At 40.9% G+C, this 18,070-nt stretch carries 19 protein-coding genes; 10 read left to right on the top strand and 9 right to left on the bottom strand.

The genetic code is table 11. The annotated features are described in order from the left end of the window. Positions 1-54 precede the first annotated feature (54 nt). The gene (locus ACTXGK_RS19420) at positions 55-246 is read left to right on the top strand and encodes a hypothetical protein (RefSeq protein ID WP_443517746.1); all 192 of its coding nucleotides are present in this window, start codon (positions 55-57) and stop codon (positions 244-246) included. A gap of 93 nt (positions 247-339) precedes the next feature. Here the strand turns inward: ACTXGK_RS19420 and ACTXGK_RS19425 are convergent, their stop codons facing one another. Beyond that, complete coding sequence (locus ACTXGK_RS19425) at positions 340-687, bottom strand: DUF3147 family protein (protein WP_443517745.1); 348 nt, start codon at positions 685-687, stop codon at positions 340-342. 30 nt (positions 688-717) lie between these two features. Further along, positions 718-1,632, bottom strand: coding sequence for a CDF family Co(II)/Ni(II) efflux transporter DmeF (dmeF, locus tag ACTXGK_RS19430; RefSeq protein WP_443517744.1), 915 nt, complete (start codon positions 1,630-1,632; stop codon positions 718-720). Between the two features lie 103 nt (positions 1,633-1,735). Between dmeF and ACTXGK_RS19435 the strand changes: the two genes are divergently transcribed. Both ACTXGK_RS19435 and ACTXGK_RS19440 read left to right on the top strand, forming a co-directional pair. Next, the gene (locus ACTXGK_RS19435) at positions 1,736-2,011 is read left to right on the top strand and encodes a metal/formaldehyde-sensitive transcriptional repressor (RefSeq protein WP_443517743.1); all 276 of its coding nucleotides are present in this window, start codon (positions 1,736-1,738) and stop codon (positions 2,009-2,011) included. A 38-nt stretch (positions 2,012-2,049) separates the two neighbouring features. After that, positions 2,050-2,598 (top strand): manganese efflux pump MntP, encoded by a 549-nt coding sequence (locus tag ACTXGK_RS19440; RefSeq protein WP_443517742.1) that lies wholly within the window; start codon positions 2,050-2,052, stop codon positions 2,596-2,598. A 531-nt stretch (positions 2,599-3,129) separates the two neighbouring features. Here ACTXGK_RS19440 and ACTXGK_RS19445 read toward each other — a convergent pair. The 5 genes from ACTXGK_RS19445 to ACTXGK_RS19465 all read right to left on the bottom strand — a co-directional run bounded on the left by ACTXGK_RS19445 (position 3,130) and on the right by ACTXGK_RS19465 (position 7,510). Further along, on the bottom strand, positions 3,130-3,378 hold the full coding sequence (locus ACTXGK_RS19445; protein ID WP_443517741.1) for a hypothetical protein: 249 nt from the start codon (positions 3,376-3,378) through the stop codon (positions 3,130-3,132). Between the two features lie 334 nt (positions 3,379-3,712). Then, positions 3,713-4,465 carry an IS5 family transposase gene (locus ACTXGK_RS19450; RefSeq protein ID WP_443517754.1) on the bottom strand — a complete coding sequence of 251 codons (753 nt, stop codon included), beginning with the start codon at positions 4,463-4,465 and terminating at the stop codon, positions 3,713-3,715. 79 nt (positions 4,466-4,544) lie between these two features. Next, entirely contained in the window at positions 4,545-5,033 is a 489-nt protein-coding gene (locus tag ACTXGK_RS19455) for a hypothetical protein (protein WP_443516440.1), read from the bottom strand. A 277-nt stretch (positions 5,034-5,310) separates the two neighbouring features. Then, positions 5,311-6,786, bottom strand: a complete 1,476-nt coding sequence (locus ACTXGK_RS19460) for an ATP-binding protein (RefSeq protein WP_443516442.1) — start codon at positions 6,784-6,786, stop codon at positions 5,311-5,313. A 1-nt stretch (position 6,787) separates the two neighbouring features. Then, positions 6,788-7,510 (bottom strand): heavy metal response regulator transcription factor, encoded by a 723-nt coding sequence (locus ACTXGK_RS19465; RefSeq protein WP_443516443.1) that lies wholly within the window; start codon positions 7,508-7,510, stop codon positions 6,788-6,790. 195 nt (positions 7,511-7,705) lie between these two features. Here ACTXGK_RS19465 and ACTXGK_RS19470 point away from each other — a divergent pair, with 195 nt between their 5' ends. From ACTXGK_RS19470 to ACTXGK_RS19500, 7 genes are all read left to right on the top strand, one after another. Then, complete coding sequence (locus tag ACTXGK_RS19470) at positions 7,706-7,966, top strand: hypothetical protein (protein WP_443516445.1); 261 nt, start codon at positions 7,706-7,708, stop codon at positions 7,964-7,966. 89 nt (positions 7,967-8,055) lie between these two features. Continuing rightward, positions 8,056-8,649, top strand: coding sequence for a c-type cytochrome (locus ACTXGK_RS19475; RefSeq protein WP_443516447.1), 594 nt, complete (start codon positions 8,056-8,058; stop codon positions 8,647-8,649). 137 nt (positions 8,650-8,786) lie between these two features. Further along, entirely contained in the window at positions 8,787-9,431 is a 645-nt protein-coding gene (locus ACTXGK_RS19480; RefSeq protein WP_443516449.1) for a DUF411 domain-containing protein, read from the top strand. Between the two features lie 98 nt (positions 9,432-9,529). Next, a complete protein-coding gene (locus ACTXGK_RS19485) occupies positions 9,530-11,230 on the top strand; it encodes a copper resistance system multicopper oxidase (protein WP_443516451.1) in 1,701 nt (566 codons plus the stop codon). A gap of 25 nt (positions 11,231-11,255) precedes the next feature. Beyond that, entirely contained in the window at positions 11,256-12,218 is a 963-nt protein-coding gene (locus ACTXGK_RS19490; protein ID WP_443516453.1) for a copper resistance protein B, read from the top strand. 27 nt (positions 12,219-12,245) lie between these two features. Then, the gene (locus ACTXGK_RS19495; RefSeq protein WP_261869610.1) at positions 12,246-12,731 is read left to right on the top strand and encodes a DUF305 domain-containing protein; all 486 of its coding nucleotides are present in this window, start codon (positions 12,246-12,248) and stop codon (positions 12,729-12,731) included. Between the two features lie 52 nt (positions 12,732-12,783). Beyond that, the gene (locus ACTXGK_RS19500; protein WP_443516454.1) at positions 12,784-13,533 is read left to right on the top strand and encodes a MauE/DoxX family redox-associated membrane protein; all 750 of its coding nucleotides are present in this window, start codon (positions 12,784-12,786) and stop codon (positions 13,531-13,533) included. Positions 13,534-13,593: 60 nt separating this feature from the next. Here the strand turns inward: ACTXGK_RS19500 and ACTXGK_RS19505 are convergent, their stop codons facing one another. Then, on the bottom strand, positions 13,594-16,923 hold the full coding sequence (locus ACTXGK_RS19505; protein WP_443516456.1) for a tyrosine-type recombinase/integrase: 3,330 nt from the start codon (positions 16,921-16,923) through the stop codon (positions 13,594-13,596). Continuing rightward, positions 16,910-18,004: a site-specific integrase gene (locus tag ACTXGK_RS19510; RefSeq protein WP_443516458.1), complete on the bottom strand. Its 1,095-nt coding sequence runs from the start codon at positions 18,002-18,004 to the stop codon at positions 16,910-16,912. Before ACTXGK_RS19510 ends, ACTXGK_RS19505 begins: the two co-directional genes overlap by 14 nt. Between the last annotated feature and the right edge of the window lie 66 nt (positions 18,005-18,070).

The raw sequence follows: 18,070 nt of genomic DNA on the forward strand, positions 1-18,070 counted from the left end.
TTGCGTTAGCCACAGTAAATTGTGACTGCACTAAAGCAAACAAGGTTAGACCGTATGTTAATGACAGAATTAGGTTGTTTTACCTTTCTGATTGCTTTCATGTTGGCGATATTGCAAGTGGCTCTGCCAACCGTTGGTATTATGCGTAATCAAGTTGCTTGGCAGCGTTTAGCCCCAAGCTTTGCTTGGGTACAGTTTACCGCTATGACTATATTAATTACCATTGCATTGGAGTCAGGACGCTAAATCTAACAGAATTAAATATTGATAATACATCTATTTAAGCACAAAAGGCGACATGAGCTATACCTATAAAAATCAAGCAAGTGCTACTGTTGACTAAAAAAGAGTAATCTTAAAGCTTTGTAGTACGGTTGCGAATAATGCAAAAAATAAAGCCGTCAGCAAGCTACTAGACAGCAGTGCCATACCAAAACCAAATTTGTTGAGCAGATAAGGGAATAACAAGAAAAAAGGCAACGTTCCGAGAACATACCAAAAGGTATAGTAGGCGTGATTACTTATCTTAGCGATTGGCTGTTTTTCAACATACAGCCAAATTAAGGTAAGGAGCGTGACTAAAGGCAAGGAGGCAAGCAAAGCACCTATTCTATCGCTACGTTTAGCAACCTCAGAGATAATAACAACCAGTGAGGCAGTGATTGCGTATTTAAGCCATATATTCAAGGTACTCTCCTAGACATAGAATCACCCCATTCAGATTTTATTAACTTCAACAGAGACATGAGAGAGTTGAGGTAGGGATTCTGATAATATTTTTTTGTATTCTTCCGTACTTAAAGGGGATGGTGAGGAAACTGAAAGAATGGCGGCTTGGTGGGTTGACGCTATTTTCCACACATGAATATCGTTAATAATCGTATTTCTCTTATCGAGAGTCTGCGATATCTTCTCAAAAGTTGAAACATCAACAGATTTATCTAAAAGCACGGTACTCGATTCTTTGATCAATCCATAAGACCAGTGAAGAATCACTATTGCACCGACAATGCCCATGACAGGATCAATCCAGATGATGCCCATATATTTACCGATTAATAACGCCACGATAGCAAGCACAGAAGTGAGTGCATCCGCTAAAACATGTAAATAAGCCGCTTTCATATTGTGGTCATGATCATGGTCGGAATCACCATGATGATCATCATGGTGATGGTGATGGTCATCTTTAAGTATAAATGCCGATACTATGTTTACGATTAGACCAATAACAGCAACGATAATGGCTTCGTTAAAATATATATTATTTGGCTCTATTATTCGTTGGACTGATTCTAAAATCATTAATAATGCGACAATGGCTAATGCAATGGCACTCGCAAAACCACCGAGATAATTTACCTTGCCCGTACCAAAACTAAATGATTTATTATTAGCGTTCTTTTTAGCATACGAATAAGCAAAGATAGCGATAAGAAATGCGGCTGAATGCGTGCCCATGTGCCACCCATCAGCAAGTAATGCCATAGAGCCAGACCATGTACCAGCAGCGATCTCTAAAACCATGATTATCGTCGTCAACCAAAATACAATCTTTACTTTAGATTTGTTTTGGGCGCTATCGACACCGAAATTATGAGAGTGTTCCCACTGAATACTTGATTCTTTCACGTTTTAAATCCTTAGCTATGTATGAAAAGACGGCAATCTTATGTATTATAAACATCATCAACAAATATACTACCCCCCAGTATAAAATGAGGCAATAAAAATAATGTCACACACTCAAAAAAGTAAGAGCAAGCTACTAGGACGTATCAGACGTATCAAAGGTCAGTCGGTAGCAATAGAAGCCTCGTTAGAAGGTAATCCTGAATGCATGGCTCTTTTGCAGCAAATAGCGGCATTAAAGGGGGCGGTGAATGGTCTTATGAAAGAAGTTTTGGAAGAGCATATAAGAGAACATTTAGGGGCAGAAGACATTACCCAACAGCAACGTCAACAAGAGGTAGAAGACGTGTTATCCATACTAAAAACTTATCTAAAATAGAAAAGGCATAACAATATTTCAAAAGGAACTATTTTTTCATGTTAGAAATACTATTATTGGCGTTAGCATTGGCTGCGGATGCGTTTGCTGTTTCAATCGGTCTTGGCTCAACTCACAAAAGCGATGTTAAGTCGCAGTTTATGAAAATGGCGTTACTCGTTGGTGTCTATTTCGGGGTTGCTCAGGGAGTGATGCCGCTGATTGGTTATGCGCTTGGTTCTACCTTACTGGGTTGGTTTTCTGAAGGAGCGGCTTGGATAGCCTTTGTCATACTGGTAGCGCTTGGGATTAAGATGCTCTATGAGTCACGTTCAGTTAACGATGATGAGACTCGAATCCATTTAAGTCATAAAACATTGCTATCGTTGGCTATAGCCACTAGTCTTGATGCGATGGGCGCAGGTTTTACTTTGAATCTATTGTCCGTTAATGCTTATGTTGCCTGTTTAATCATTGCACTGACGACAGCTATTTTAAGTGTTTTAGGGGCTTATATAGGACGCCAGTCAGGAACATGGCTCGGCAGTTGGGCAGAAGCGCTAGGCGGTTTGGTGTTGATCGCTATTGGTGTGAACATGGTGGTTTAAAGACGATCTTATATTTAAGAATTGTCAGAGACTAATCAAAAGATAGAAATACGATTGCTTCATGTTGAAAGGTGCACTGCTATGTACACTGAGCTGCTATAAATAATGTAGGCTATTGTTATCATTAGCCTACAGCCAAATATTCAGTTTTTTACCAAGGAACCACTCTTTGTTCCTATAAGAGATCTTATGATAAATGGATTGGAGTATAAAAAGGCCGCCAGCTCGGTTGCTCGAAAATAGGTTTTCGAACATCGTAGAACCTGAAAAAACATGACATTAAAATCAGGGTAGCGACTCGCAAATGTTGTTAATACTGTTGTACATGAATTGCATTATCAGACAAGAAGCAGCGTAAACACTTGGGGCACAGATGAAAGATCGATGCTTGTACGGCGGACCGAACTGTATTTAATATGAGCGTCACAGACTTCTGTGAAAATAAATAGCCTACTCATCAAAGCAGGCTATTATCGATAAAAATCGTTGATCCACTATTCTTTAAAGCTACCAATAATATTATTGGTTTAATTATCTTGCTGCCACACAAGTTACACCTTCTGGAGCATCACATGATTTAACATAACTTTCTTCATTTTCTTCTGCTTCTCTCTCAGCATCAGGAAAGTAAGGGGAGCCGTTAGAATCATATTCCGTATCTTCCCATATGCGAATGTTTTTAGCACATGAAGTATCATCATCTCCATAATAGCAATCCTCTGCTTGCGCATTAACAGTAAACAAAGATAATAATATTAAACCTAATAGTTTGATTTTCATTGTTAATGCTCCTTGTATTAATATCGTGTGACATTTAAGCCATGTAGTAAATGTAGTATTCTGGAACATCTATACATTGCATTTTTGAGTATAGACCCGAAAATTTTGGGAATGAAGCTATTTAGTAGTCAAACAGACAGATCAGAGCTAGTCACCTTGTCATATTGCGGTATATTTCAAAAGCCAATTACTGAGCGTCACTGTAAGCAAAGAATACGGACGCTAGTTTGGTTCCTACTGTAGGAGTCACACTCAAACGGATTAATAAAATTAGTGGCAAATATTATTGTTAGTATGCAAATTAGAGCAACTATTCCTAGGGCGTGTTGAACATTCAAAGTTTCAACCAAAGATAGGCACAAGCGAGAGCCACCGTATTCTCATAACTTTGCTTGAGCTTATCAAATCTAGTTGCAACCGCCCGGTAGTTTTTCAACTTAGCAAAAGCATTTTCAACTAAGTGTCGAGCCTTGTACAAGTGCCAGTCCATATGGTTATTGGTGGACTTAGTATTCTGTTTTCGAGGAATATTATTGAAGCAACCCGCTTGTTCAATATGCGCTCGCAGCGGATCAGAATCATAGCCCTTATCGGCACATAGCCTGTCTGTACCACTTAAATTAATCTTATCAACTAAGTCTGGAGCCACCTTTACATCGTGAGTCGTACCATCTGATAAGATAAAAGTAATAGGGTTGCCGTGAGCATCAACCGCTAAATGAATCTTGGTGGCGCGTCCTGCCACACTTTTACTAATGGCTTGTTCCACCTCATTGCTACCATTGCTGTGCTGATGTGCTTTAATGTGTGTGCCATCGATAAACACCCATTCACAGTCTGAGTCTTTCATTAATAAAGCAAACAGCGCAATCAGTTTATTGCTACGAAACCAGCGCTGATAAGCCTTGTAGACGGTATTAGGCTTACCAAAGTAAGGTGGCAGATCACGCCAAGGACAGCCAACACGCATACGATATAATACGCCTTCGACTGTTTGTCTAAGATTCCCTTTGTCATAGATATTAAGTTCTAGTAATATAGGTCTTAGTCTTGTCCAGTGTTGATCTTTGAGCATTGTACGAGGCATAGCAAACGATGTCTTTTTTGTGTGAGAACTTAAAGACTAACCGTTTGCTATTTTTTTGCCATCGTTTTATTCCCAATGTTCAACACGCCCTAAAAGGAGTAATGGTTTGTCCATAGATTTGTCCAAAGTATTTTTGGGCGTCGTTTATCCAAACCGCATATAAATCTGTTCCCTCATCAAGAAGTGCAATCATGTCATATTGATTAATACCCGATACCATCATAAATTCGACCATGTCTTCGTCAGTTAATGGCAGGGTCAATAGTTGCTCGAAGGATTCTAGGGTTTCACCTGTTTTTTTCTCGTAGAAATCTTCAAGCTTTTGAATCACATCGTCCGAGCCATATCCTGCGAAGATATCAAATGAGCTAAATGTTTCGCCATGTTGTATGTTTTGTTCAACTGCCTGATACTTACAATAAGTGTCACTTAATAGTTCTTTGAGTCTATTTTGTGCTTGTTCTTTGCTATCAAAAATTTCATCAATGGTGATACTATCGGGTTTTTCCGTAAAAAAATAATTGTCGTAAGTATAAGAGATTGCACGGATGGCGTATTTTTGGCTCATAGATTGATTCCAATATTATTTGATTGTTGTAAGCTTAGAACGGCTTACTTTGATAGAGAATACCCCATATTCTGTGTCACTTCTCAGAAAGTACATTGTGAAGTACACTGCAATTATTTAGATAACTCGAACCATTGCTATCACTATCCCATAGCCTAGTATTCAAGTCCTCACTAGGGTGCCGTCATTAATATCTTAATATCTTAATATCTTAATATCTTATTAACTCATTGATTTTTATAGTTCATAAAATTCAAGCATCGTAGTATGAAGATAGTTAATATTTGGCCATCAATAACTCTACAGTAACCTCAAAATAATACTCATCTTTGATAGCAATATTTACTTTGCCTTTATGGGCATTGGCGATAGCCCGAACAATAGACAATCCTAGTCCTGTCCCTAAATGTTGACTGCTTGTCTTATCATGACGATAGAATCGTTCAAACAGCTTTTCAGCTTCACTCTGCTCTAGCGGTTTGTTTAAGCGATTAGTCAAGACTATTCTCAACAATGGTTGTTTTGAGGCTAGAGGATCTTCTTTTGAGTTCTCAAGAGTCATATCTGAGGTAATGATGGTAGCTGATATTGTGATAGTACTGGCACTAGCGGCGTAATAGATGGCATTTGACAGCAGATTAGCAAATAACCGCTGCAGCAAACCTTCATCACCTAGTACTGTCGCAAATTCACCCGATTTTACAAAAGTTATCTCACGATCCTCGGCAAGCATTTCATAGTAGTCAATCAGCTTTGTGATTAGACTCTCGGTATCTACGTTACTAACTTGCGAGTCGCTTAATCCTTTTTGAGTTTTTGCCAGTAACAACATATTATTAATCATAGCCGATAGATGCTCTAACGTGTCATGTTGATGATGTAGCTGCTCAATGTATTCATTGCCGTCTCTTGGTTTATTTAACATGACTTGCGTTTGTGTACTAAGCGTTGCAATTGGGGTGCGGAGCTCATGGGCTATATTGTCTGAAAACCGAGACAAGGATTCAAAGTTACTCTCAAGCTTGACCATCATTGAATTATAAGATTTTGCTAGTGGTCGTAGCTCTAAAGGCATATCACTGACGGTTATTCTTTCATCTAGTCTTTCAGGGTTAATCCTTTTCATTTTTTGTACGATAGTGGCTAAAGGTGCGAACCCCCAATACACACTTAATGCTGCTACCGACACCAACAGTAATGTAATAGCGAACAAAATCATACTAAGCTGACGATTGAAATGCATCAGATAGTGGTGATGGACATCAATGGGCAGTGCAATAAGCGCCAAAAACTCTTGGTTTTCGATGATAATTGCTCGGTAATTTCTATTCTTTATCTCAACCGTGAATTGTTGATCACGATAGACTTGCCACAATTGTGGCAAGCTGAAATCTGAAGGTAAGTCGTTGGCAAAATGGGTTGGATCGCTAGATAATAGTGCACCGCTTTTATTTGCGATGACAGTCTTTAAGTCATAATCAAGCCGAGAAGGATGTAGATGATTGGTGCCAGTTAATGACTGAGGTTTTGAAGCTGCTGCTGACTTTGTCTCAGCATCAATATCATTGATGCTTCTGCGCAGGTTAAAAGCCGCATGCGTGATAATCTCAGAGTCCATTTGTTCAAAATGTCCACTAACAGAACGTTGCACCCACGCATAAATAATCATTTGAGAGATAATCACGAATACAGTTAGTAGAAAAACAGTGCGCCATAGTAGAGGCAAGCGTCGATTATCTAGCCAATATCTCATATTAGATATCGTCAGCTTCATAAGATGGACTGCTATCAGCGATTGTATTGACAGCATCTAATCGGTAGCCCATACCACGCACAGTATGAATCAGTTTTGCCTCATGTTCATCGTCTATTTTTATACGAAGCCGCCTGATTGCCACATCAATCACGTTCGTATCATTTTCAAAATTCATATCCCATACTTGAGAGGCGATGACTGAGCGTGGTAGGACTTCACCTCGGCGCTCTAATAAAAACTGTAATAACGAGAACTCTTTTGCGGTCAATTTAATAGGTTGGTCTCTTCTATGTACGGTACGCTTTGCAATATCCATTTTGAGATCTGCTATTTGCATGATCGTACTTTGATAATCGACTTGATTAGCACGTCGCAATAAGCTTTTTATTCTGACTATCAATTCTGCAAATGCAAAAGGCTTGGTTAAATAATCATCGCCACCAATCTCAATCCCTTTTATCTTATCGCTTAAGTCATCTTTTGCCGTTAAAAATAGCACGGGAGTATGCTTACCTGCCGCTCGGTAGTTACGCACCAGCTCAAAGCCACTAACATCCGGTAGCATGACATCCATCAGTATCACGCTAAATTCTTCAGTCATCAATGCGTGATAGCCATCTAGACCTGTTAGATGATGATCCACAATAAACCCAGCTTCAGTTAAGCCTTTTTTTATATATTCGCCAAGTTTCAACTCATCTTCTACCAGCAGTACTTTCATAATAGCTTCCCATATACCTTTCACGCTTACCTAGCATAGTAAAGCATAACCCCGCTTTGAACATCAAAAATTCTCAAGATGACAATATTGTAATCTTGCGGTCATGTCTCTGTCAGAATCAATAAAGTATGCTTTAGAGTAACTTAATACTTTGAAGTCTTGTCGATTTCATACCAAATCAAATAAGGATTTACTATGTCGCTATTTAAATCAATCGTAGCAACCGCTATCGCTTTAGCCGTTTCAACGTCTGCTATGGCACATGACCCAAAAATGCATGCTGAAAAAGATCAGATGAACTGTGAAAAAATGGAAAAGCACATGCAAATGATGCAGAAGATGGATCATAGCAAGATGGATATGAACGATCCTGCGATGAAAGCTATGATGACCAACATGGGCAAAATGAAACAGATGTACCAAAAGCACTGTGTGAGCAGTGATAGCGACTCTTAAAAAATAATATTGTTAAATACCTATCATGATTTTATCTGTTTTATTAAATGATGATGCGGGCACACAAATTATTTGTTTTGGATGAACTTATGAAGTTTTTACTAGGAATACTCTTTGCTGTTGTAACCGTTGTTATTGGCATTTTTGCTGTCGTCACGAGTGGTAGGGTCAATGTGGGTGCAGACCAAGAGCATAGCCCAATGATGTATGGCTTTTTAGAAACTGCTCGCAATCGTTCAATTGAGCATGCTAGTAAAGATATTTTAGTTCCAAACTTAGAACAGGCAGAAATGATCAGTTCAGGTGGGGCCGATTACAAAGACATGTGCGCAGGCTGTCATTTATCACCTGGTGTCACAAGTACAGATTTGAGTAATGGTCTCTATCCAAAACCGCCGAATTTTACTAAAGCAAATATCGTTAAACATTACCAGAATGAGGCTGGTGCCAGACAAAGCTTTTGGGCAATCAAACATGGCATCATGGCATCAGGAATGCCTGCATGGGGTGCTTCTCATGATGATGATAGAATGTGGGCAATGGTCGCTTTTATTAGGTCGTTACCCGAATTAAATGAAGCTCAGTATACGATGCTAACCACGAGGATAGATAGTGACATTATGGACATGACCTTTGATGGTGATATGGATATGTCAGGTGATGGATCTGGAATGCAACATTGATTTTCGTAAGAAATGCAGTGCTAAATATAGTGCTACTTTTTGCGATTTGAGTTTCGCCAGTACTACTTCAATAATCAGTGGTGTGGTTCTAGTTTTTAGAATACTTAATGAACAAACAAACGCTCAGGAGTAGATTTATGAGACGCTATACGAATACATTTGTTAACGGACATAATCTGATGTCTGGTCGTGTTCTGTTATTGATGGTGACATCCTCACTAATGCTTGCTGCTTGTAGTCAACCTAATACTAATACCGCTGCTGGTGAACCAAAACCAGCGACTGAGGCATCTATCGCTACGCAGACCGTGCTAGCAGAGCAACTAACAGCCGAAATGATACCTGCCAGTGCTCATTCAGATACCCAGTCAACTATTCTGCAAAACATCTCAGCTACCGTGTATAAAGACGCCAATTGTGGCTGCTGTAAAGAGTGGGTCGGTTATGCTCAAGGTCATGGGCTAAATGCAAGCGCGCAGAATGTTGAAGATGTCTCCTTATTTAAAGAGCGATACAGCGTACCGCAGCAAATGCGCTCATGCCATACCACCGTCACCACAGATGGTTACGTTTTTGAAGGTCATGTCCCTGCTAAATATATGGCGCAGTTCCTAGAAAATCCGCCAAGTGATGCGATTGGACTTGCCGTACCTAGCATGCCAGTCGGTAGCCCTGGTATGGAATATCAAGATCAATTTATGCCGTATAAAGTGATGCAGCTTAACAAGGATGGCTCAACAGCTATTTATGCAACCATCGAATCACCGCAGCAGCAGATATAGTTTGGTTGACGCTTAAAATAGCTCATCTGGTTCTATTAACGAGCTGCCCGATATATAGACTCAACTCCCATTTTACGGATTAAGTTAGGTAAATCATTATGAACAAGAATATGCTTAACCGCAGGCGTTTTTTGACGGGATCCTCTACTTTGTTAGGGGTATCCATGCTATCCACACTGCCATCTATTGCGAATGGTGCGCTCGGTAAAGGTCAACAAAACGTAGCCGTCAACAGTGACAAAGCCGACCATATCGTACCCATCTTAACTGGTAATGAGTTTGACCTTTATGTCAGCAAAAAGCCGATTACCGTGAACGGCAAATCCAGTATGGCAACGCTGATCAATGACTCGCTGCCAGCGCCAACACTTAAGATGCAAGAAGGCGAGACCGTCACCATCCGTGTCCATAATCAGATGAATGAATCGACATCTATCCATTGGCATGGTCTGCTCGTCCCATTTGAGATGGATGGCGTACCAGGCATTAGCTTCGATGGTATTCCAGCAAACAGTACCTTTACCTATCAATTCAAGCTGATGCAATCAGGTACTTATTGGTATCACTCCCATAGTGGCTTTCAAGAACAAACAGGCATGCGCGGTGCTATCGTTATTGAGCCCAAAGGACGTGAACGCCATCCTGTTGCAGAAGATCATGTCATCTTATTAAGTGATTGGACGCACCGCGATCCGCATAATTTGTTAAAGCTATTAAAGCAACGTGCTGACTTTGATAACTACCACTTGCCAGATTTCAAAAAGCTGTTGTCTGATATTGCCGCAACAGATCTAGAGGCCGCTTATGACAAGCGCAAGATGTGGAATCAGATGCGTATGATGCCAACGGATTTTACCGACCTATCTGGTGAAAAGACCTTTACGTACCTGATGAATGGTAAGACGACAGCCGCCAATTGGACGCAGTTAGTGAAAGCGGGACAGCCTGTTAAACTGCGCTTCATCAATGGCTCAGCGCAGACGATATTTGACGTGCGTATACCAGGTCTGAAGATGACCGTCGTCTCAACAGATGGTAATGATGTCGCGCCTGTCGATGTTGATGATTTCCGAATTGGCGTGGCTGAGACTTATGATGTCATCGTCACGCCTACTAAAGACGCACATACTATATTTGCCCAAAATATTGATCGGTCAGGCTATGTCGCTACCACACTTGCGACCAAAAAAGGCGCTCGTCCTGCGATACCTGCTATGGACAAAATCGAATGGTTAACGATGGCTGATATGATGGGTGCTATGGGCGATAAAGGCTACAAAGCACGCCATGCTAAGACCGAGTATGACTTTAAATCTGATATGCGCGTTGACAGTCCACGTATGAACCTCGATGACCCAGGTATTAACCTGCGTAATATTGACAGAGAGGTTTTGAATTATAGTCAGCTGCGCTCTGTCGATGAGGCAATATTTGCGGAGCAGCGCAAGCCTACTCGAGAGATCGAGCTACATTTGACTGGTAACATGGAGCGCTATATTTGGGCTTTAGATGGTGTCATGTTTAAGGATGCAACCCCTGTCAATATTAAGCCGGGCGAGCGTGTCCGCATCACCTTAGTCAATGACACAATGATGAATCATCCGATGCACTTGCATGGTATGTGGAGTGATTTACGAACGCCATCCGGAGACTTTCAGGTACGTAAACATACGATTGTGGTTCAGCCAGCACAAAAGATTAGCTTTGATGTGACAGGAGAGGCTGGACGATGGGCATGGCATTGCCATCTGCTTTATCACATGGAAGCCGGCATGTTCAGAGAAGTTGCCGTTGTTTAATAAACCTTCGAATATGAGCCTTATTATGAAAATATATAAAGTAGGTCTACCGTTTATTGGCATGTCATCTTTGATGTTATTAACGTCACCGTTAGCAAATGCTGCTGAGATGCCGATCATGGATCATAGCAGTATGGATATGTCGGGCATGGATCATAGCAGTATGGACATGTCTGATATGGATCACAGCAGTATGGATATGTCGGGCATGGATCATAGCAGCATGGATATGTCTGGCATGGATCACAGCAGTATGGACATGTCGGGTATGCAGGGTGGTGAACCACCGGCTGATGCTCGTAGTCCAGACTATTCAAATGGGGTTCCCTATGGGCAGTATGGTAAGCCAATGATGATGGGCAGCATGCCATTATGGGGAGTGTCAGTAGACGACTTGGGCTATCAGTTTGATGACGATCAAATCAACTTCGAAGCAACGGGCTGGTACGGTACGGATAGTAATCGTGTAAGGCTACGCACTGAAGGTAGTGCTCAGACTAAAGATGATAAAGAAATCGATAGTTTGAGCTCGCTCGCTTATTGGAAACCACTGAGTATTTTTTGGAACGGTGAGGCCGGTGTCGCTTACGATACTGAAAACGACAAATCTGCAGTGATGGCAGGTATTGTCGGTACCGCGCCGTATTTCATCGAAACGGACGCTAGGGCGTACTTATATACCGATGGTCAACTTCGTCTTGATTTAGGTGCAGAATACGAGTGGCGTTTGGATCAGCATTGGGTAGTTATACCGGAGGTGGGGTTGACTGCCTTTAGTAAAGATGACCATGATAATGACATTACCAAGGGCTTTAATGAGATGGAAACGGAAGTTAGGCTTACTTATGAGACATTCAGTCGCCAACTCGCGCCTTACATCGGTGTGAGTTATGAGACAGCGCTTGGCAAGGCTCGTGGTCAACGACGTCAACATAATGAATCGGTTGATAGCAGTAGTTTAACTGCGGGGGTTAAGTTCTGGTTTTAATATTATTAAAATAATAGGAGATATACTATGAATGCTTCAGATCAAAACAACATGAATCATCAACAGGGCATGAACCCTTATGTAAAGTTCACTCTGATGATTCTAACGTCTACGATTGTGATGTACATCATGATGTATTTCAACACTTATGAATGGGGTCATATTTATTTTAGTGAAACCCGAGCTTATATGGCGCTCTACATGGGTGCTGGTATGGCAGTGGTCATGTTGGCATTTATGACTAATATGTATAAGAAGACCAAGGTCAATTTGATGATCTATGGTCTGAGCGTGTTGATGTTTGCTGTTGGTATTTGGGGCGTTAGATCTCAAGCAACTGTCGATCAAGTCGATTGGATGCAGGCCATGATACCGCATCACTCGATTGCTATTCTCACTAGTAGTCGTGCTGATATTGAAGATCCGCGTGTGCAGCAGCTTGCCGACGACATTATAAAAGCACAAAAGCGTGAAATTGATGAAATGCAGCAGTTGATTGAAGAGCTTGAATGAAGCGTAAAAGGTTTAAAAGATAGAATCTATATGTTAGATAGGAGTGTGTATTATGAAAACAGCCGTGGTTTATCGCATGGTCAAACCTGATCATGTTTGTCCATTTGGTTTAAAAGCACTCGATCTTTTAGAGCGTAATGGTTATCAGGTCGAGGACAAGCATTTGACGAATGATGCTGAAACTCAAGCACTTAAAGACAAGTTCAATGTTAAAACTACGCCGCAGATTTTTATCGATGGCGAGCGCATAGGCGGGTATGACGATCTGCAAGCGTTTTTTGGCAAAGAGGTTTCTGAAAGTACTGAGATGAGCTACACGCCAGTGATCGCAATATTCGCAACTACAGCACTCGCTAGTATTGCACTGACTTGGAGGTTTAGCAGCACATTGTTTTCGGTACAAACTATCATTTGGTTTATTGCCTTATCCATGATCGTGCTTGCTATTCAAAAGTTGCAAGACTTGGAGAGCTTTACCAATCAATTTTTGGGATATGATTTATTAGCACGTAAGATGGTCCGTTACGCCTACGTTTATCCTTTTGCTGAGGCGTTTGTAGGTATTGCCATGTTAGCAGGTGTCGCATGGCTAAGTGTAGTAGCGGCTATCGTGGCTATATTTATAGGCGGTATCAATGGCCTCTCAGTATTTAAGGCCGTCTATATAGACAAGCGTGAGTTAAAATGTGCCTGCGTTGGTGGTAACTCAAATGTACCGCTTGGTTTTGTATCTTTGACCGAAAACATCATGATGGTCGGTATGGGCATATATATGCTCATGAAATTTTCAAGCACATTCTAGTTCTTATGATGATTGGCCTTAGACTTGAATCTAAAAAAATCTGTGAATAATTTAGAAAAATTAATTCACAATAGATAGTTTCTCATCTGTAATCAGCATCATATGTACAAAAAACCGTAGTAGCGGCGAGTATTGCCATTTATTCGTTTGTTCTCTATGGTCTTGACTAGCAATACCGATATGAAGAGCATTTTTCGACTCATTAGATTGCTGCTTAATATCTTGATAGTCAGTAGATGACATAGTTTTCATCAATAGATCTTCGTTGCTACTCACCAGCCAACGCTTCAAAGGTAACAGCTTCTCAGCAATACCAATGAACCGCTGCAATTCTTTTTCATCTCTTTTTCCAAATGGTAGGTATGCTCGGCTACTAGAGAGTTTTTGACTACATATCTCAATAAACCAAGTCCATTCAGTCCCTGATTTTTCTCGTAGACGATAGGCATTATTTAACAAAAGCGATAGTAATCTTAAATCACTTTGGTATTGAATGCTCAGTGGGCTCAGTACAGAGGTATTTGAATCTGATAGCTTAACAAAGCGAGGTTTGCCGCGTTTGGTAGTGATAGCGGCAACCTCGCTGGCACGTTCTATTAGAACCTTTGCATCGTGAATAGAAATATTGGCTAGCTGGGCTGCTTTATTTAAAGGTATCTCTTTATCATAGGTCTGTAGTAGCAGCTGTACTCGGTTTAAACCATAACGACCAAACAGCTCATTATTAGCTGGCGTATTGGTACTCAAGAGAAATGGCTCACCACAGGTTTCGATTGTAAATCTCGGTGACTTACGTTTGCCCTCTATGATATTTTTAAATAAAAGCGTACGTATACTAGGTATGCTGACGCTACTATTACTAACAGTTGCATTATTCTCCTTAAGCTTTTTGTTCGTAAAACCTGTTACGTTATACAGCGTACCCTCTGGCAATGTTATATCTGCTTTACTAAGCGCATAGGTCGCCATCAGCGTGGCAAAATGGTTGTAATACTCAAAGCTACGCTCAGGCGACAGGTGTCCCATAATGCCTGATAGAGCGTACCAGCGATCTTGTCCCTTGTTATGCTCCCCGAGTAGGCCTTCTTCTATACGCAGTACGTCGCTTTCGTCATAATCGGTGAGGGCTTCTACGAGATCTGAATGGCCTACTAGCACCAGAGATAGGTTACTCACTGCCGTATGCCTGAAGCCATGAAAGGTATGCTCTGTAACATTATCATCTACCGATATGTCTTTTAAGACTCGTTTAAGTAATTGCAACGGAACATGGTCATCAATAGGGCGCTGATCCGATGATAAGGTAAAGATAAACTTGTTTGAACTATCGCCAATATTACTCTGCACAAAGTTCATAAAAAAATTCAGCTCATCAGGCTTGAGAAGGGCAAATAAGGGAACGCGGCGAATACTACTTTGAGTCTTAGTTGGACGATAGCTATTGGGCCTTATTACCACTGAGGGTGTGGCTGCTTTTAGACCTTCGATGTCATTATACTTAAGTCCCAACAGCTCTTTTTTGCGCATGCCAGTACGATAGACTAAGACAAATAAAAGCGCGAACATCTCTCGCTCCAATATATCTACAGAACCCAGTATCTGTATGATAATGGCTTGGTACGCTTGCGGTGATATCAGCTCTGCACGTACACGCCGACCATTTTTGGAGTGTTGGAAGTTCAAGGAGGGTAGGTTGTATTTGCTCTTGGCAAAGTTGTGCATACTCTTCAATAAATTGGCAGAATATCCAATGTCAGTATTGTTTCGTACGACAGCTTTGTACTCTAAAATATCTTCATAAAGTTCCTCAAACTCTTCCTCTGACCAAATATCAAGCGGCTGCGCTGTTGTGAAATATAACCATTCATAGCCTATAGTTCTAATATATTTCAAAATAGTTACGTTGTTCGGTGGTGCTTCTCGGCTTAGCAAACTGAGTACCCAATCTAATAAAATCTTTTCACTCAAGTCATCGTATTGTTCATAGCGTTTTTGTACCCTTTCGATAAGAGTAGGCGGCTTTCTGCTGGTTTTTTTCTGTTTCTGTTTTTTATCCATTTTGAAGTCTTTAGTCAGATTCATAATTAAATCAGACTTTCTAACCTCTATCTTTTTGGTAGAGCTACTAGGTGTCTCGTTTTGATTAACAGAGTTTTTGCTGATAGATAGCGTCAAAATATGTTCTAGATCATACGGCTCCTCTTTATGCTGATATTTTTGGTTCAAAAACCGACCAAAGTCCTGCGTACTCAGTCCTGCAGTATTATGCATACCTCGCAGCACCCCAACTGAAGCATGATCAATATCAGCGCCCTCCAGCCCCTCCCAGTAATAACTGGCGTAATATAAAAACCTTGAAAAGGGAAGTGGCTTAATACCCAAAGGCTTGATCACGTCAGACAAAGCCACGGTCAAATATTGTTTTATCTTACCTTTTGAAAGCTTGGCAATGATAGGTTTAATCTCTGATTGACTGCTTTTTTCATGATAACGCATTAGCCAACACTGACTGACCATATCTACAATGATTTGCTTGGTGTTATAAAGCTGGTCACTTTCTTCTTCGCGCTCGTTACCAAAGCGCTTTTGTACAAAGCGTGGCGAGAGCATTATCCTTTCTTTGATGAATGGCTGATATTCTTTGGTGAACAAGGAGATAAGCCACCCTTGAAGCATTTGTACCTCGTTGATGCCGCCATATACAATTCCTGAGAATATCAGCCATCCTATAATCTGATCTTGGCTATAATCGGCTGTTTGCTCCCAATTATGCTCTACTGCGCGAATAATTTTGACCAGCGCCTTACCGTCTTTTAACCAAGCTGTATTTGTAATTAGTGGATTAATTTTAGTAGGTTGTGGTGCAATTATCTTAGGATAGTGATGCTCAGCAAGCATATGGTACTTATTTTGATAGTCAACGAACTTAACGACGACTTGCCAGACATGTTTGAGTGTTCTAGATGACTCGTAAGCTTTTGCAATTTTGTTTTCAATGATTGACTGAAACTTATCAAATCCTTCTTGAGACAATGGTTCCAGTTGCTTATGAAGCGCTCCCTGAAACTGGCTTAAAGATTGACTCCAAGATAGCCATGACAAATCAAAATAATCGCTAGAGCTTGGCGAAAATAAAAAGATGCGTTCATTGGGCCAAAGCGCTTGTTGGTAGTATTTATTGAAAGACTTTATGAATCCGATACTTCCAGGATGAATCCTTCTCAACGACTCCCATTCGGTTTGTAAGTCGGCAAGTAGCTGTATCTCACGTTTCCTTGCCGTGTCACTGTCTTTGAGTATAGATGGGTAAGGCACGTAGCGCTTTTTTCTACCATCAAACTTTGCTAAGCCATCAATAATTTTTGGCAGCTGCATTTCATTTATTAGCATGGTCAACCTCTGTAGTGCTTGTGCCAATATGATTTGGATAGTGGTTGATTGTGATATCTGATAATCCAAGCTGTGCTGCGATCTGTTCAAACACGGACGCTACACGCTTAATATCTGCTTTACTATTTGATGAGAAGCGCCCCAATACTTCTTGACGAGCCTTTTCATGACCAATAACCGTGTTAATCAGCGATAAGGAAACGCCAAGCTTTTCAAGCTGCGTACGAACAAAGTGGCGTGTCCAATAGGGATTGGCGTCAATGATATGCTTGGTCATATGATAAGCATCGCCACGCTTAATGTCCTTAAGAGTAGGGGAGTTAGCAGTAGGAGCTCGCTCATACAACAGCTTTAGTAGTGCTTCATCATTACCTAAACGGATATTGTCAATGATAGCGCTGACTTCATGATAGTCTTGGTGCTTTGCCTGATAGTTGATTAAATACGCTCTATAGTCTGTTAGATGGCGTATAAGTATAGGGCACAGCGGAATGAGACGATCACTTTTGACCTTCTTAACAGGCTTGTCATTGATGAGCAGCCAACCCATATCAAGATCGATATCGTACATCTTGCCAAGACCGTTATTTGGTCGCACACCGGTTAAAAGGCAAAATACAAACCATACAAAAATACTGGTTCTATTAAAGTGCTCCTCATCGTTTGAACTTTGATCAGTCCAGTACTTTATCTCATTTACGATGTCGCAAACGGTTTCAATCTTCAGCGCAAACCCTGAGCCAACCGTATATTTATGCCAAGCGGTGATATAAGTTAAGTCAAAATCACTGTTGCTATTAAGTATACACAGTGCTGATTTATAATGAGACATAAGTTCTTCGCTGGTGTGGCTACTATAATACATCGCAGGAGCATGGGGCGCAGGCGTACGACAGATGATATCAGCGATATGCGCATGGCAATCTGGCGTATAGCGAGAGAGCACGACATGTAGTGCAGTCTCTATACGATTGACGGACAGGTACGGCAATCCAAGGCTGCTACGTAAGGCGGCAAGATAAGCCGTAAAATCTTCTTTTAATGGCAACTCGCAAGCAAGTAAATCATCTATCAGCCACAACGGCAGTGGAACTTTGATGGTATCAGAAGTATTTTCATAATCATTTTCGAGCAGTGTTTGGCTTGT

Source organism: Psychrobacter sp. T6-5, from assembly GCF_052258485.2.
Taxonomy (GTDB): domain Bacteria; phylum Pseudomonadota; class Gammaproteobacteria; order Pseudomonadales; family Moraxellaceae; genus Psychrobacter.

Bases quoted from the DNA above. Each gene is read 5' to 3' on its own strand.
- ACTXGK_RS19420 (WP_443517746.1), top strand. From the start codon at position 55: ATGTTAATGACAGAATTAGGTTGTTTTACCTTTCTGATTGCTTTCATG.
- ACTXGK_RS19435 (WP_443517743.1), top strand. From the start codon at position 1,736: ATGTCACACACTCAAAAAAGTAAGAGCAAGCTACTAGGACGTATCAGA.
- ACTXGK_RS19440 (WP_443517742.1), top strand. From the start codon at position 2,050: ATGTTAGAAATACTATTATTGGCGTTAGCATTGGCTGCGGATGCGTTT.
- ACTXGK_RS19445 (WP_443517741.1), bottom strand. From the start codon at position 3,378: ATGAAAATCAAACTATTAGGTTTAATATTATTATCTTTGTTTACTGTT.
- ACTXGK_RS19450 (WP_443517754.1), bottom strand. From the start codon at position 4,465: ATGCCTCGTACAATGCTCAAAGATCAACACTGGACAAGACTAAGACCT.
- ACTXGK_RS19455 (WP_443516440.1), bottom strand. From the start codon at position 5,033: ATGAGCCAAAAATACGCCATCCGTGCAATCTCTTATACTTACGACAAT.
- ACTXGK_RS19460 (WP_443516442.1), bottom strand. From the start codon at position 6,786: ATGAGATATTGGCTAGATAATCGACGCTTGCCTCTACTATGGCGCACT.
- ACTXGK_RS19465 (WP_443516443.1), bottom strand. From the start codon at position 7,510: ATGAAAGTACTGCTGGTAGAAGATGAGTTGAAACTTGGCGAATATATA.
- ACTXGK_RS19470 (WP_443516445.1), top strand. From the start codon at position 7,706: ATGTCGCTATTTAAATCAATCGTAGCAACCGCTATCGCTTTAGCCGTT.
- ACTXGK_RS19475 (WP_443516447.1), top strand. From the start codon at position 8,056: ATGAAGTTTTTACTAGGAATACTCTTTGCTGTTGTAACCGTTGTTATT.
- ACTXGK_RS19480 (WP_443516449.1), top strand. From the start codon at position 8,787: ATGAGACGCTATACGAATACATTTGTTAACGGACATAATCTGATGTCT.
- ACTXGK_RS19485 (WP_443516451.1), top strand. From the start codon at position 9,530: ATGAACAAGAATATGCTTAACCGCAGGCGTTTTTTGACGGGATCCTCT.
- ACTXGK_RS19490 (WP_443516453.1), top strand. From the start codon at position 11,256: ATGAAAATATATAAAGTAGGTCTACCGTTTATTGGCATGTCATCTTTG.
- ACTXGK_RS19495 (WP_261869610.1), top strand. From the start codon at position 12,246: ATGAATGCTTCAGATCAAAACAACATGAATCATCAACAGGGCATGAAC.
- ACTXGK_RS19500 (WP_443516454.1), top strand. From the start codon at position 12,784: ATGAAAACAGCCGTGGTTTATCGCATGGTCAAACCTGATCATGTTTGT.
- ACTXGK_RS19505 (WP_443516456.1), bottom strand. From the start codon at position 16,923: ATGCTAATAAATGAAATGCAGCTGCCAAAAATTATTGATGGCTTAGCA.